Origin of the sequence: Ruminococcus sp. FMBCY1, assembly GCF_023921805.1 — a bacterium.
Taxonomy (GTDB): Bacteria; Bacillota; Clostridia; order Oscillospirales; family Acutalibacteraceae; genus Ruminococcoides; species Ruminococcoides intestinale_A.
Genome location: NZ_CP074197.1, coordinates 809,484 through 823,675 on the forward strand (window position 1 = coordinate 809,484; position 14,192 = coordinate 823,675).

Annotated in this window: 15 protein-coding genes; 2 read left to right on the plus strand and 13 right to left on the minus strand. The window is 39.7% G+C overall.

The features are described 5' to 3' along the window. Window positions 1-8: 8 nt before the first annotated feature. The 11 genes from KGF34_RS03865 to KGF34_RS03915 all read right to left on the minus strand — a co-directional run bounded on the left by KGF34_RS03865 (window position 9) and on the right by KGF34_RS03915 (window position 10,393). Window positions 9-401, minus strand: a complete 393-nt coding sequence (locus KGF34_RS03865; RefSeq protein ID WP_252559874.1) for a stage III sporulation AC/AD family protein — start codon at window positions 399-401, stop codon at window positions 9-11. 9 nt (window positions 402-410) lie between these two features. Beyond that, window positions 411-605 (minus strand): stage III sporulation protein AC, encoded by a 195-nt coding sequence (spoIIIAC, locus tag KGF34_RS03870; RefSeq protein ID WP_022235504.1) that lies wholly within the window; start codon window positions 603-605, stop codon window positions 411-413. A gap of 10 nt (window positions 606-615) precedes the next feature. Next, on the minus strand, window positions 616-1,113 hold the full coding sequence (locus KGF34_RS03875) for a stage III sporulation protein AB (protein ID WP_252559875.1): 498 nt from the start codon (window positions 1,111-1,113) through the stop codon (window positions 616-618). After that, complete coding sequence (locus KGF34_RS03880; protein WP_195410042.1) at window positions 1,103-2,053, minus strand: ATPase, T2SS/T4P/T4SS family; 951 nt, start codon at window positions 2,051-2,053, stop codon at window positions 1,103-1,105. The genes KGF34_RS03875 and KGF34_RS03880 overlap by 11 nt, the downstream gene beginning before the upstream one ends. A gap of 226 nt (window positions 2,054-2,279) precedes the next feature. Further along, window positions 2,280-4,262: an NAD-dependent DNA ligase LigA gene (gene ligA / locus KGF34_RS03885; protein WP_252559876.1), complete on the minus strand. Its 1,983-nt coding sequence runs from the start codon at window positions 4,260-4,262 to the stop codon at window positions 2,280-2,282. A gap of 70 nt (window positions 4,263-4,332) precedes the next feature. After that, window positions 4,333-4,908, minus strand: coding sequence for a hydrolase (locus KGF34_RS03890; protein WP_117704287.1), 576 nt, complete (start codon window positions 4,906-4,908; stop codon window positions 4,333-4,335). 83 nt (window positions 4,909-4,991) lie between these two features. Beyond that, a complete protein-coding gene (locus tag KGF34_RS03895; protein ID WP_252559877.1) occupies window positions 4,992-6,965 on the minus strand; it encodes a bifunctional 4-hydroxy-3-methylbut-2-enyl diphosphate reductase/30S ribosomal protein S1 in 1,974 nt (657 codons plus the stop codon). Beyond that, the gene (locus KGF34_RS03900) at window positions 6,962-7,579 is read right to left on the minus strand and encodes a lysophospholipid acyltransferase family protein (RefSeq protein WP_022235498.1); all 618 of its coding nucleotides are present in this window, start codon (window positions 7,577-7,579) and stop codon (window positions 6,962-6,964) included. Before KGF34_RS03900 ends, KGF34_RS03895 begins: the two co-directional genes overlap by 4 nt. Beyond that, window positions 7,579-8,247 (minus strand): (d)CMP kinase, encoded by a 669-nt coding sequence (cmk, locus tag KGF34_RS03905; protein ID WP_252559878.1) that lies wholly within the window; start codon window positions 8,245-8,247, stop codon window positions 7,579-7,581. Before cmk ends, KGF34_RS03900 begins: the two co-directional genes overlap by 1 nt. A gap of 15 nt (window positions 8,248-8,262) precedes the next feature. Next, window positions 8,263-9,498 (minus strand): NAD(P)/FAD-dependent oxidoreductase, encoded by a 1,236-nt coding sequence (locus KGF34_RS03910; protein WP_271229689.1) that lies wholly within the window; start codon window positions 9,496-9,498, stop codon window positions 8,263-8,265. Next, window positions 9,488-10,393, minus strand: coding sequence for a MurR/RpiR family transcriptional regulator (locus KGF34_RS03915; RefSeq protein WP_252559880.1), 906 nt, complete (start codon window positions 10,391-10,393; stop codon window positions 9,488-9,490). Before KGF34_RS03915 ends, KGF34_RS03910 begins: the two co-directional genes overlap by 11 nt. A gap of 231 nt (window positions 10,394-10,624) precedes the next feature. On the opposite strand from KGF34_RS03915, the gene hisH reads away from it, so the two are divergent. Then, entirely contained in the window at window positions 10,625-11,242 is a 618-nt protein-coding gene (hisH, locus tag KGF34_RS03920) for an imidazole glycerol phosphate synthase subunit HisH (protein ID WP_252559881.1), read from the plus strand. An 11-nt stretch (window positions 11,243-11,253) separates the two neighbouring features. Continuing rightward, a complete protein-coding gene (hisF, locus tag KGF34_RS03925) occupies window positions 11,254-12,009 on the plus strand; it encodes an imidazole glycerol phosphate synthase subunit HisF (RefSeq protein WP_022235493.1) in 756 nt (251 codons plus the stop codon). 77 nt (window positions 12,010-12,086) lie between these two features. Here hisF and KGF34_RS03930 read toward each other — a convergent pair whose 3' ends face one another. Continuing rightward, the gene (locus KGF34_RS03930) at window positions 12,087-13,475 is read right to left on the minus strand and encodes an ATP-binding protein (RefSeq protein WP_252559882.1); all 1,389 of its coding nucleotides are present in this window, start codon (window positions 13,473-13,475) and stop codon (window positions 12,087-12,089) included. Window positions 13,476-13,566: 91 nt separating this feature from the next. Further along, window positions 13,567-13,974, minus strand: a complete 408-nt coding sequence (locus KGF34_RS03935) for a BlaI/MecI/CopY family transcriptional regulator (protein ID WP_252559883.1) — start codon at window positions 13,972-13,974, stop codon at window positions 13,567-13,569. Window positions 13,975-14,192: the final 218 nt, after the last annotated feature.

Below are 14,192 nucleotides of genomic sequence, written 5' to 3' on the forward strand. Positions count from 1 at the left end.
ACACTCCTTCAGGAGTTTTCTACAAGTGACACCACTGTATTTAAAATTTCCGTATAAAGCGGAAGTGATGTTACCATAATCAATATTTCACCTGCAAGCGTAACATTTGTTGCTATTGCCTGCTGTCCCGACTCCTTACATACACTGACAGCAAGCTCTGTTACAATGCATATTCCTATTACCTTGAGCAATATTTTTATATACTCAATATTCATATCAGATGCTGCCGCAATTTTATTTACCGTCTGCAAAATCGTAGCCGCAAACGAAATTACGGCTGTAAGCAATATTACACCGCAGGCAATTGAAAGCATAAGCGAGATTTCACCGTTATGCTTTTTTATTGCTACGGCAGAAATTGCAGATACAATTGCGACAGCGGCTATAGTAATAATATTCATACTTTATTCCTAAAAGCCGAATAACTGCTTTATCGTGTTAAACAAGGCGCTTATCTGCGTGACAATCAGAGTAAGCACAACTATAAGACCCGCAAGCGTCGTAAGCATTGCCTGTTCTTCTCTGCCGCTGCGTATGAGCACCTGACACAACACGGCTACAATTATACCGATTGCAGCTATTTTAAAAATCAGTTCAACATCCATAGCTATCCTTTCAGATTATAACAAGTGCGGCTGCCGTGCCGACAAAAAATCCCATAGTTTTGTAAAGCCGTGATTTTTGTTTTATTTCATTTTTACTGTCATCAAGATGAGCGTTCGCAAGCCCTTTGTAAAGCTCAATATGTTTGAGCTGTCCCTCTACATCGGTTATGCCGAGTTTTTCTCCGAATGAGCATAAAAGCTGTTTATCCTCGTGCTTTAAAGCGTAACCGTCGGAAATATCCGCTACCGCATTTTTCCATTTTTTAAAAAATGTACCGTCGTATTTTTCGTACGCACCGTATATTGCTTTTCCGAATCTGTCTTCGCTTTTGGAAAAAATAATCGAAAGTTCATCTGTACTGTAGCGAATATTTGTCGCAAGAGTATCAAGGAAAACCAAAAAGTCATTTATAAAATCTCTGCGTTTGTACAGCCGTTGGGCTTTTTTAAATCCCATAAGAGTTGTTGCGCTCACAAGCAAGATACAGCCGATAATTTTAATTACCAAATACATCACCGACTCTCATAATCTTGCTCACTCTGCCGGCAGACGCTCTGTTATCAAGGAAAACAAGGGTTTTAAAGCCGCCGCAGGAAACGAGTTTACGGATATTATCTTTTCTTCTAAGTTCGTCAACGCTTGAACAATGCAAGGTAGAAATAAAAGATACACCCGAATTCACGGAATATTCCACAGCGTCAATATCTCTCTGCGTACCGATTTCGTCGCAAACAATAATATCGGGCGACATACTGCGTATAGCCTGAATAATTCCGCTCGGCTTATCGTAAAGGTCAAACACATCACAAAGTCCGATGTCATTTTGCAGGATACCCGAGGAAGTGCCCGCAAGTTCTCCCCTTTCGTCAATCAAAGAAATTCTCTTGCCGTATTCGGTCGAGAGTATTCTTGCCATATCCCTTAAGAGCGTGGTTTTGCCCGTGCATGGCGCACCGCAAATAAGCACGCCGCCAAAGTCGGGATTAAGAGTGTCAATAACAGCTCTTGAACACTCTTTATGCTCTCTTGCAATTCTGATGTTAATTGACGAAATATCACGGATATTTATTACCTTGTCACCCTCACAAATTGCCGTACCGCAGATACCCGCTCTGTGACCGCCGTGCATTGAAACAAAGCCGTTTATAATTTCACTTTGTTTTGAATATACCGAGTAATTGCAAATGTTGTGAAAAGTATCCGTAAGGTCGCCACGGCTGACTGTGAGCATTGAGCCGTCAAGTATAGTGTTGGTAAGCCCGCCCTTTTCCGTAAGAAAATATGTAGTATCCGGGCAAACAACCGCTACAGGTCTGTTTACACGCAATCTTATTTCCTGCGCAGTATCGCAGAATTTTTGCGACAGCGGTAAAATTCTCTGATAAATATTCTGACTTAGCGAGCGTATGGCAAGTACAAACCTGCCCTCATTATTAAGACTTGTCATTTTTATCGTCCTTTCCTTGGCTTTGTTAATATGTATGCAGACAAGCACATAAAAAGAACAAGGTTTAAATATTTTTTGAATGATAGATTGTAAGCAAAAACAAAAAACTATCCTACTTATGTAAGATAGTCCTTTGTGTTATAGTCATATATTTTGCGGACAGTGCAGTCCCCGTGATAATAGCTATAGTTAATTTATTTTTAGGTTAGCGCATTTCTTATTAAATTCATTCAGCAAGCATATTTAATAATTCTTCTTCCGAAATAATTGCAATACCGAGTTGCTGTGCTTTTGTCAGTTTACTTCCGGCGTCTTCGCCCGCAAGCACATAGTCGGTTTTTTTAGATACGGAAGAGCTTGTTTTTCCGCCGTTCTGCTCAATCAGTTTGCCTGCCTCACTTCTTTTCATAGTCGGCAGAGTGCCTGTAAGAACAAAGGTTTTGCCCTCAAGAATTCCGCCCTTTTTCTTCTGTTCGGACGGTTTCATTTCAAGTCCGAGTTCTTTCAGTTCGTCAATCAGATTTTTTGTGCTTTCGGCAGAAAAATAATTCACTACGCTTTCCGCCATAATCAGGCCAAAGCCCTCTATTGCGGAAATATCCTCTGTTTTTGCATTCATAAGGTCATCAATATTCGCAAAATTTTCGCATAAAAGTTTTGCGGCTTTAAGACCTATATTTCTGATGCCAAGTGCAAAAACAAGGCGATATAATTCATTGTGTTTTGATTTTTCAATTGAATTAATAAGATTTTGCGCAGATTTTTCGGCTTTTCTGTCAAGGGCGGTTATGCTGTCAACCGTTAATCTGTAAAGGTCGGCAGGAGATTTTATCAGTCCCTCATTCACAAGCTGTTCAAGCACAGCAGGTCCGAGGCCGTCAATATCCATAGCATCTCTGCCTACAAAATGGATAAGGTGTCGCATAAGCTGGGCAGGGCAATCGGTGTTTGTACAGCGAATAGCAGCCTCATTTTCGTCACGCACAACAGGAGTGTGACAGGACGGACAAAGTTTCGGAAACTCAAAAGGCACCGCATTTTCGCCGTGTTCTTTTACAGAAAGAACCTCCGGAATAATCTCTCCGGCTTTACGGATAATTACCGTATCACCTACGCAAATACCTTTTTCATCTATAAAATCTTTGTTGTGGAGCGTTGCACGGCTTACTGTCGTACCCGCAAGAAATACAGGTTCAAAAATTCCGACAGGAGTAAGCACGCCTGTTCTGCCGACATTTATTTCAACTTCAAGCAATTTTGTCGCCTTTTCTTCGGGCGGATATTTATATGCCTCCGCCCATTTCGGATATTTTGCGGTACTGCCCAATAATTCTCTTGTTGCAAAATCATCAACCTTTACAACCGCACCGTCAATCGCATAATCAAATGTACCTCGCATATTTCCTATACGCTCAATTTCTTCAACAGCCTCTTGCATATCGTCAAAAATATTGTAAAAAGCGGTAGGAAAACCAAGCTCTGTGAGGTAATCAAGGCCTTGGTGGTGGCTTGTAATCTCTGCGCCCTCAATCTGCTGGATATTAAACACAAAAATATCGAGCTTGCGCTTTGCGGTAATCTTAGAATTTTTTTGCCTTAATGAACCTGCGGCGGCATTTCTCGGATTTTTAAACGGCTTTTCTTCGTTATCTTCCTGTTCCTTGACAAGTTCGTTAAAGCTGTCAAAAGACATATAAACTTCGCCACGCACCTCTAAAAATGCAGGCGCATTTTCAATCTTTTTCGGGAGTGAGCGTATTGTCATAAGATTATCCGTAACATCTTCACCGACTGTTCCGTCACCTCTTGTCGAACCTCGAACAAATACACCGTTGCGATACTCGCAAGATACGGAAAGACCGTCAAATTTTGGCTCAACAACATATTTTACTTTCGGAGCAACCTCACGCACTCTTCTGTCAAAATCAAACAATTCCGAGTGAGAAAAGCTGTCGTGCAAACTTTCCATAGGCACTATGTGAGTTACGGGAGAGAATTTTTCTCCACGCTCGCCACCTACTTTATTTGTCGGCGAAAGCGGTGACTTGAGTGTAGGAAAATCGTTTTCAAGGTTTTCAAGCTCACGCAAAAGCATATCATAATCGTAATCGGAAATTTCGGGATTATCGAGATTATAATAACGATTATTGTGATACTCAATCGTCTTTGTAAGCTCTTTTATTCTTTGTTCTGCCAAAATTATATCCATAAAATCATCCTTATTTAACATTTCATAAAACAAGCGGTGTTATATGCCAAAAATAAAGCAAAAATGAAAATTACTTGTTTACTGCCGAAGTGCCCTTTTCTTTCAAATATGTTGATTCAAGGTCTGCAAGGTGGAGCTTTACGGCAAGCGGATAACGCTCGTATGCAAGAGAAATTGAATTGCTGTTTTTATCACCAAACTCTCCCATATGCCAACGGATTGCCATTGCCTCATCAATCTTTAAGTGCATTTTGCGTTCAATCAAAAATACTGACTTTTCGCCATGACCGTACGGGAACTGATCGTCTATTGCATAATAAGGTACTTTTTCCCACGCACCTGTCTGCTCGTTCTTAACATTTCTTGAGGATACCTTGTAAAACTGAGCCTTGCACAAATCGTGCAAAAGTCCGCAAATGGCAAAGCTCTCGATATTGTCGGTTTCCTCGTCATAATGCTTTTCCATCATTGTATTAAACACGCTTACCGAGTGCATTACAAGTCCGCCCTCGCAGGCACAATGATATTTCGTACTTGCAGGAGCAGTAAAAAAGTCTGTGCGCTTGAGCCATTCAAGCAGTTCATCTGCACCGTTGCGTGTTATGTACTTTGTATAAATCTCAATAAATTCTTCTTTTGGAGTCATTTTTTATCGCTCCTTTTGCGGTTTATTATATAAAATAGAACAAAAGGGCATCCCTATAATGGAATGCCCTGTTTAATAACAAATTATTCAGCAACCTCTTCAGTAGCCTCAGCAGGAGCCTGCTCGTCCTCCGGAAGAAGTGCACGCATTGAAAGGCTTACACGCTTCTTGTCAAAGTCAATAGCAGTAATCTTAGCTTCTACTGTTTCGCCAACTGAAAGTACATCAGCGGGCTTTTCAATTCTCTTGTTAGCAATCTGAGAAATGTGGATAAGACCGTCAATACCCGGGATGATGTTTGCAAAAGCACCGAATGATGTAAGACCAACGATTGTAGCCTTAACAACTGTGCCCACCGGATACTGGTTCTTGAGGATCTCCCATGGATTCTCGTCAGCGTTCTTAAAGCCGAGAGAAATCTTCTTTGTTTCCTCGTTGATGTCCTTTACATATACTTCTACAGTATCGCCAACATTTACAACCTCACTTGGGTGCTTAATGTGTGTCCAAGAAAGCTCTGAAATGTGAATCATACCAAATACACCGCCAAGGTCAACAAATGCACCGTAGCTTGTAAGTGACTTAACAACACCTGTGTACTTCTTACCGATTTCGCAGTTCTTCCAGAACTCCTCACGCTGAGCAGCTCTCTGCTCCTTAAGTACGCTTCTGATTGAGCCGATAGCTCTCTTTCTTCTGCCACGCTGTGAAACCTCAATAAGTCTGAACTGTACTTCTTTACCTACGAGATCCTCAAGGCTCTCGTCACGAGTAGCAGTTGCCTGTGAAGCAGGAATAAATACTCTTACATCGTTGTAGATAACGATTACACCGCCCTTAACAGCCTCTGTAACCTTACCTGTAAGAACTTCCTGTGAGTCAACCTTAGACTCAAGAATTTCCCAGCCCTTAGCTGCGTCTACTCTGCGCTTAGAAAGCATAATTGTGCCTTCCTGATCATTTGTCTTCATAATAAGAAGCTCGATCTTGTCGCCAACCTTTACGATATCCTCCGGCTTAGCGTTAGGATCGTTAGAAAGCTCACTGGCAGGAATAAAGCCTGTCTGCTTTCTGCCGACATCAACCTGAACCTCGTTAGGCGCAATGCTGAGCACTGTACCCATTACCCTCTCATTTGTATTTAAGTTTTTGAGGGATTCCTCAAGCAATGCCTCAAAAGATTCTTCACCATTTGTTACACCGGATTTAATTTCACTCATTGTATCCAGTACCTCCTTTATTATCCTTGCCGGAGTAGATGCACCGGCAGTAACGCCAATTTTTTCAGCAACGCTGACTTGTAAAGCATCAAGCTCATCCGCTGTTTCAATAAGAACTGTGTTATCGCACTGCCTTTTGCATATATCAAAAAGCTTGCCCGTGTTTGAGCTGTGCCTGTCGCCTATTACTACCATAAAATCGGATTGAGCCGCAAGTAAGTCAGCTTCGGTCTGTCTAACTGACGTTGCATTACATATTGTATCAAATATTTTTGCATTTGTACATAGTTTTTTAATCTTTTTTACACACTTTTTCCATTCTTTTGTGTCAAATGTGGTCTGTGCGACAACAAAAACCTGTTTATTATTCTTTTTTAGAACAATATTGTAAATCTCGTCAATTTCTTCACTGTTTTTAAAGGTGTGACATTCGGTGCTGCAATGACCTATAATGCCCTCAACCTCGGGGTGAACGCTGTTGCCTGCAATTAAAACTATGCCGTCCTTGTTGTCGGGATTTGCAACTATGTTGTGAATCTTCTTGACAAAAGGACATGTTGCATCTTCATATTTTACACCATTTTCAACTAATTTGTCAATAACATATTTTGGAACACCGTGAGAACGGATAACAAGAGTAGCGTCTTTTTCTACCTCGACAATATTATCAACCGCTTTACAGCCACGGCTTTCAAGTTCGTTTACGACTTCCATATTATGAATGATAGGTCCGAGAGTAGATACTTTTACATTCTTGTCAAGCAAACTGTTCACAATATTTATTGCTCTGTTTACGCCAAAGCAAAAGCCGGCAGACTTTGCAACGGTTATGCTCATTTTCTGTCCTGCTCCCTCATCTTCTTGATTTCGTCCATAATCATATTTGTGGCATTTTTAAGCTGTCGTCTGTCGCCGTCGGGTGTAAGTCCGAGCTGCTGCGGAGTAAGCGGATCGCCGAAATGAATTACTCTCTTTGCAAAGCGGTACTTCGGGTTACCCGTAATTGTGATGCACGCAGGAATAACCGGCACCTGCATTTGTTGAGCAACAAGTGCGCAGCCGCTTCTCGGACGCATAAATTCGCCTGTCTTTGTTCTGCCTCCCTCAATAAAGATAGTCATTACATTGCCCTCTTTTATGAGGTCTTCACCTGTTTTTATAGCTTTGCCGTCACCTGCGCCACGCTCAACGGGAAACGCACCGAGTGCACGGATTAATCCTGCAAAAAACTTGTTTTTAAAAAGTTCCTGTTTTGCCATAAAGAAAAGTCTGCGCCTTTGACCAAGACCTAAAAGCACAGGGTCAGAAAACGACATATGATTGCTTGCAATTATATATGCTCCCTCATGCGGAATAGAGTTGTTATTGATAAATTTATATCTGTAAAACACTTTCATAATCGGACGGCAAACCGCCTGACCGACTCTGTAAAGCACCTTTGACTGTCCCATTAAACATTCTCCTTTATAACGGAAATTATTTTTTCTACCGACTGCTCAAAGTCAAGCTCTGTAGTATCTACAATCACACAGCCTTCTGCAGGTTTGAGCGGAGCGGTTTTGCGGTGAGAGTCATTGTAATCACGCTCGTTTACATCTTTAAGAACATCGTTGTAACTTACAGTCATTCCCTTTTCCAAAAGCTCCTTGTATCGTCTTTCGGCTCTTGCCTCGGGAGATGCGGTAAGAAAGATTTTTACTTTTGCATCGGGAAGAACAACCGTACCGATATCTCTGCCGTCCATAATCACATTATTTTTCTTTGCCATATCTCTCTGCAAATCAAGCAAATACGCTCTTACTTCGGGAATTGCGGAAATTTTTGACGCTGTCATAGATACTTCGGGAGTTCTGATAAGTGAAGAAACATCTTCGCCGTCAAGCAAAACTATCTGCTCCATTTTATCATTAAAAGCAATTTCAACCTTAATTTCCGAAAGCATATCACTCACTTCTTTTGATTCGACAGGCTCAATATTTCTTCTCATTGCGCTAAGACCGATTGTGCGGTAAAGAGCGCCCGTGTCAATATATATATAATCAAGAGCTTTCGCTGCTCTTTTGGCTATAGTGGATTTACCTGCACCTGCAGGACCATCGAGTGCTATTGCAACAGACATTTTATTCTTCCTTTCTTAATAAGCGGCGCTTTCGCCTGCAAGATTACCTGTACTCCATGCTATCTGTAAGTTAAAGCCGCCCGTATATGCATCGCAATCTATTACTTCGCCTGCAAAGTAAAGTCCTTTTACAAGTCGGCTTTCCATTGTTTTCGGATTAATTTCAGTGGTTTTTACGCCGCCCGAAGTAATAATTGCCTCTTCAATAGGACGAAAACCGCTGATTTCTACGGTAAAAGCCTTTAAAAGTTCGCAAAGAATTCTGCGTTCTTCCTTAGTAACAGAATTGCATTTTTTATCAAAAGGTATACCCCAACGCTTTAAAACAGGTACAACAAGTTTTTTAGGCAGCAACTTAGTAAATGAATTAGAAACATCTTTATTATGATTTTCGTCAAAATCACGCTGTAAGCGTTTTTCAAGCTGCTCATAAGAAAGTGCAGGTTTTATGTCAATTACGGCATTGTATCTGCCGTCCGAAATATCACGGATATGTGAGCTTGCCGAAAGTATCATAGGGCCGCTCATACCGAAATGAGTAAAGAGCATTTCTCCGAAATCATCGTAAACCGTTTTACCGCTCTGTGTATCAACAATCTTAAGACCAACATTTTTAAGTGCAAGGCCCTGCATTGATTTACAGTCGAGATTTTTGCTTTCGAGCGGAACAAGCGACGGTTTTAGCGGTACTATTGTATGTCCCGCCTGCTTTGCGAGAGTGTATCCGTCACCCGTAGAACCTGTGAGAGGATAGCTTTTACCGCCGCAGCATATAATCACACTGTCCGCATAATATGTTTTGTTCTTACACTTAACTCCGACTGCCTCGCCGTTTTCAAGCAAAAGTTCTTCGGCGGTGTCTTCCACAATTTTACAGCCGCAGTTTTTTACATAGTTATACAATGTATCAACCACATCAACAGCTTTGTCGGACTGCGGGAAAACCCTGTTGCCACGCTCTGTTTTAAGAGAAAGTCCAAGTCCCTCAAAGAACGCAACAGTGTCTTCGGGAGTTAATTTGTTGATTGCCGAATAAAGAAATTTTCCGTTTGTAGGAACATTTCTTATAAAAGTTTCAACATCGCAGTTATTGCAAACATTACATCTGCCTTTGCCCGTAATCATAATTTTTCTGCCGACACGCTTGTTTTTTTCTATTAATGTTACGCTTGCGCCGTACATTGCCGCTGCCGATGCAGCCATAAGACCCGCCGCACCTGCGCCGACCACAACTACCTTTTTACTTTCCATTCTTCTTTCCCGCTTCCGCCTCTTCTTCCTCGTTCTTCTCTCCGCTTGCGTAAACTCCTTCTCTGTTCCATACGGTTTCAAGTCTGCGGAAGTTTTCGGATACTTCGTCTTTCTTTTTAAGAACAGTCGCAACAATAAGCGCATTTATAAGGCTTAACGGGGCTACAAGCGAATCGACTATTGACGCCATATCGCTTCTTGCAATAAGTACGGAGTCTGCCGATTTAACAAGCGGCGACACCATACTGTCGGTAATTGCTATAGCGTGCGCACCCTGCGAACGGGCATAGTTCATAGCGTCAACAGCCATTGTGCTGTATCGTGGGAATGAAATTCCTATCATAACATCTTTGTCGGTCATTCTGAAAATTCTCTCATATGTTGTTGTATGGCTTGTAGAGTCGATTACTCTTACATTATCGAAAATAAGTTCAAAATAGTAGCCGAGAAAACTTGCGATTGCGGCAGTTGAACGAACACCGAAAATATAGATTCTGTCGGCATTGCAGATTTTGTCTACAGCCCTTTCAAAATCCTCGTGCGAGGTTTCTTCAATGGTTCTGCGGATTTTATCAATATCCTGATTCAGCACGCTGTTTAAAACATCGTCATTGCCGATTCTGCTTGAAGTAACCTCAATTCGCTGAACAGAAGTGAGCTTATCCCTTATCATTTCCTGCATGGCTTTCTGCAGCTTTGGGTAGCCGTCATAGCCAAGCTCTGTGGCAAATCTTACAACCGTACTTTCCGAAACGCCGACGGTTTCGCCGAGCTTTGAGGCAGTCATAAAAGCCGCTTTGTCATAATGCTCCTCTATATAAAGTGCAATTCGCTTTTGACCTTTTGAAAGCGAGTGCATACTCAAATCTATTCTTGTCAATAAATGAGTGATCATCAAATAACCTTCTTTTAAAAATTCTGTAATTATGAGCAACCTGCAAACGCAGGATTTTTCTTAATTTTACATACATATTTAATTGTAACACACAAGTTATTTTAATTCAACCGAAAAACAGGTTAATTTTTTATTTTTTGAAATAATGAATTATCGCACTGTTTTTCTTGCAAAAAACGAGCAAATATGCTAATATACTACTATGCTGAAATGTAATCGGGAGGACAGATTATGATTGCTATAATTGACTACGGCGCAGGAAATATTCAGAGCGTAAATAAGGCTTTGAAATATATCGGCTGTGACTGTGTTGTTACAAGAAATAAAGATATGATTTTAAAGGCAGACGGTGCCGTTTTGCCGGGCGTAGGCTCATTCGGAGATACAATGGACACCATGGAAAGCTACGGCATTAAAGACACCGTACTTGATTTTATAAAGACAAAAAAGCATTTCTTAGGTATTTGCCTTGGATTGCAGTTGCTTTTTCCCGAAAGCGAAGAAAGCCCTAATAAAAAAGGCTTATCTGTTTTTGACGGCAGCATAACAAAAATTCCTGCCGATACAGGCTTAAAGATACCGCATATAGGTTGGAACAGTCTTGATATTGTAAAAAAGGACGGCATTTTTAAAGGTATAGAAGACAATGCCTATGTATATTTTGTTCACTCATACTTTTTAACGGCAAAGAACCCTGAAATTGTTGCCGCAAGGACAAACTACGGAGTTCAAATTGATGCGGCAATCGAATGGGAAAATGTTTCCGCAACGCAATTCCACCCCGAAAAAAGCGGTGAAGTCGGATTAAAAATTCTTAAAAACTTTGCCGATATGGTAAACGGAAAGTAAGGAGAAAAGATATGTATGCAAAAAGAATTATCCCCTGCCTTGATGTAAAAAACGGCAGAGTTGTAAAAGGTATGAGCTTTGTTAATCTTGTAGATGCGGGCGACCCCGTGGAATGTGCAAAGCAATACGATAAAGAAGGCGCAGACGAGCTTGTATTTCTCGACATTACAGCTTCAAGCGATTCAAGAAATATTACAATTGATATGGTTGAAAAAGTAGCAAATTCAATTTTCATTCCGTTCACCGTAGGCGGCGGTATAAGAAGTGTTGACGATTTCAATTTACTTTTACGAGCAGGCGCAGACAAAGTTTCCGTTAATTCCGCTGCCGTTCATCGACCTGAACTTATCAGCGAGGCGGCTTATAAATTCGGCAGTCAGTGCGTAGTTGCCGCCATTGACGCAAAGCGAAAAGAAAACGGTTGGGAAGTTTATGTGAATGGAGGAAGAACTCCTGTAGGCCTTGATGCGGTTGAATGGGCTGTAAAATGTGAACAGCTCGGCGCAGGCGAAATTCTGCTTACAAGTATGGACGAGGACGGACAGAAAAAAGGCTATGACATCGCACTTACAAGAGCAATCTCGGAAAAAGTTTCAATTCCCGTAATCGCCAGCGGCGGCGCAGGCGCTCTTGAGCATTTCTATGACGCATTCACAGAGGGAAAAGCAGACGCAGTCCTTGCAGCCTCTCTCTTCCATTTCGGCGAAATTCCGATTCCCACATTAAAAAAATATCTTAACGAAAAAAATATTCCTGTAAGACTTTAAACTCGAAGCATACAGCCGTCAGACTGAAACAGTTTGACGGCTGTATTTTTATACTGGCATATTTTATAACACTCATTCTAAAAGTTTAAAATTTTTTGACACAACTTGCCAATTATTTCACCAAGAGCATTTTCAAAATTACGATCATTATCTACATAGCCAGTCATAGCGTGTACCAGTTCATGAAAAAGCACCTCACAAAAAACAAATTCATTTTGTAGTATACTTCGTTTAAGTATTATCCTATCCTCACTTTTTTCATATACACCAAGTGTATCACCGGATATCATTTCATTAATACTTTCAGACACATAAATTTTGTTTAAATACTCTTTATTTCCATAAATTGACAATACCCAATCTTTAAGAGACAAAACTTGTTTTTCCCTTTCAGTTAGCAACGACTCATCAACAAATTGATATTTAAAATTATCTTTATATTCACGTAAAACAGTTGAAAATGTCACAATTTCATTATCATTATAATCTTTTTCTTGTTCTATTTTTTTATGAGTGGCATTTGGGAGTACAACAATTTCTTTACCCGATTCTTTTATTTTTTCTTTATCATCATTTGTAAGACTTAATGCATCCGATTGTGAAATGTAAACTCTTTGTTTTGTTTTATTATCTATTTTTACTATATGACTTTGCACATCAATTAAAGAAATCTCATCGCAATTAGTTCCTTCTGGTATTTTATTTTGTAATTCGTTAATCAATAACTCAATAACAGAATATTCTTTTGCATTAAGGAGCATTTTTTTAACAAGATCTGAATAAGCAGTTCTACCTACTGCACTTCTTTCTCTATTAAGGCTTTTATTTAATTTCGTATTAGGTTTTGTAATATTGTAATCAAAAAGATAATTCGATTCCTCAGCGACTTTTACACCATGAACATAAATCGAAGCAGATAAATCGTTAGATTTTAAATAAATATCCCCGTACTCCGTATTTTCCAGTGGTGTTCTATCAGAAAAAGCTAAAAACAAGGACTTTGCTGCTCCTATGTCTTCATCACTTACATCCAAAATAAACTCAGTCCCTATCATTTGATCATTTGTAGGTTCTGAGATTAAAGCATGTAAAGTATATGTATCAGGAAATCCCTCTTTAGGATACATTCCTAATTCTACATCACCGTATTTTGATAAGATTTTAACATAAATATTATTTTTATAAAGAACGGCAAGAGCATCTTTTAAACCAACCCCAAATTTTCCAATAACAGAATGACTGTTTTTCTTTTCTGTGCTTTCATTTTGAGTAAAATGTTGGTATTGTAATCCACGTCCAAAATCTTTAATATGCCAAAAGCCATCATCATACTTCTCAATAGTAATCATTTTTGTTTTGGTTAGCACCATTTCATCAAGCGCATTTGCGATAATCTCTCGTATAGCGTGGTGTATTTCCCAATTATCCAATATTTTTTCGATATTTAAGTCAAACTGTCTTTTCATTTTTCCTCCTACACTCACTAAAGTAGTACTTAATAAAAGAAAACAATTCTTTTACAAGGTAAAATTTATATTGTATTTATTATCATAAAATTTATGCGCTGTAACTCTGACTGTTATTTCCGGATAAAAGCTCCTGCTTGCGCTCGTCAAGCTGACTTTGCATTTTTTCAAGAATTTGAGGATTTTCCGTATTTGCGATTATCTCGGCAAAAAGGTCGGGAATATTCTCTTCTTTAAAACCTTTTTGAGAAAAAATCCGCTTTACGGAATAAGCGTACTTTGACATTGTAGGCTGAAAAGTGCGGGCATAATTCTTTGTCATCTGTTTTACACCCACAACCTCAATCATTTGCTTGTTAAGCAATGAATTGATTAAAAGGTTAATGTAACTTTTGCGCCATGTTCTGTTTACAGATTTGCTTACAATCTCAGAACTTGCCAGAGGCTCGCCCACCTCCCATAATAAATTCATAATCTCTTCTTCGCTTTTAGTCAGCATTGCCAATCATCCTTCCGTAATTTTCTTTATATATACCGCAAAATTCTTTAAGCCAAAGCCTTGTGCTGTGGCAATTATCAATTAAACATACCCAATAAATGCGAAAAAACGAAAAATATACAATTTATTTTTAATCTATTGTACTTTATTGCAGTAATTAAGTCAATATATATCTATCAATATTTTTAAAATTTTGAGCAAAAACACAGTTTTATGTC

What these genes read in the sequence shown, in the direction of transcription:
- KGF34_RS03865 (WP_252559874.1), bottom strand. Translation starts at nt 401, where the DNA reads ATGAATATTATTACTATAGCCGCTGTCGCAATTGTATCTGCAATTTCT.
- spoIIIAC (WP_022235504.1), bottom strand. Translation starts at nt 605, where the DNA reads ATGGATGTTGAACTGATTTTTAAAATAGCTGCAATCGGTATAATTGTA.
- KGF34_RS03880 (WP_195410042.1), bottom strand. Translation starts at nt 2,053, where the DNA reads ATGACAAGTCTTAATAATGAGGGCAGGTTTGTACTTGCCATACGCTCG.
- ligA (WP_252559876.1), bottom strand. Translation starts at nt 4,262, where the DNA reads ATGGATATAATTTTGGCAGAACAAAGAATAAAAGAGCTTACAAAGACG.
- KGF34_RS03890 (WP_117704287.1), bottom strand. Translation starts at nt 4,908, where the DNA reads ATGACTCCAAAAGAAGAATTTATTGAGATTTATACAAAGTACATAACA.
- KGF34_RS03895 (WP_252559877.1), bottom strand. Translation starts at nt 6,965, where the DNA reads ATGAGCATAACCGTTGCAAAGTCTGCCGGCTTTTGCTTTGGCGTAAAC.
- KGF34_RS03900 (WP_022235498.1), bottom strand. Translation starts at nt 7,579, where the DNA reads ATGGGACAGTCAAAGGTGCTTTACAGAGTCGGTCAGGCGGTTTGCCGT.
- cmk (WP_252559878.1), bottom strand. Translation starts at nt 8,247, where the DNA reads ATGTCTGTTGCAATAGCACTCGATGGTCCTGCAGGTGCAGGTAAATCC.
- KGF34_RS03910 (WP_271229689.1), bottom strand. Translation starts at nt 9,498, where the DNA reads ATGGAAAGTAAAAAGGTAGTTGTGGTCGGCGCAGGTGCGGCGGGTCTT.
- KGF34_RS03915 (WP_252559880.1), bottom strand. Translation starts at nt 10,393, where the DNA reads ATGATCACTCATTTATTGACAAGAATAGATTTGAGTATGCACTCGCTT.
- hisH (WP_252559881.1), top strand. Translation starts at nt 10,625, where the DNA reads ATGATTGCTATAATTGACTACGGCGCAGGAAATATTCAGAGCGTAAAT.
- hisF (WP_022235493.1), top strand. Translation starts at nt 11,254, where the DNA reads ATGTATGCAAAAAGAATTATCCCCTGCCTTGATGTAAAAAACGGCAGA.
- KGF34_RS03930 (WP_252559882.1), bottom strand. Translation starts at nt 13,475, where the DNA reads ATGAAAAGACAGTTTGACTTAAATATCGAAAAAATATTGGATAATTGG.
- KGF34_RS03935 (WP_252559883.1), bottom strand. Translation starts at nt 13,974, where the DNA reads ATGCTGACTAAAAGCGAAGAAGAGATTATGAATTTATTATGGGAGGTG.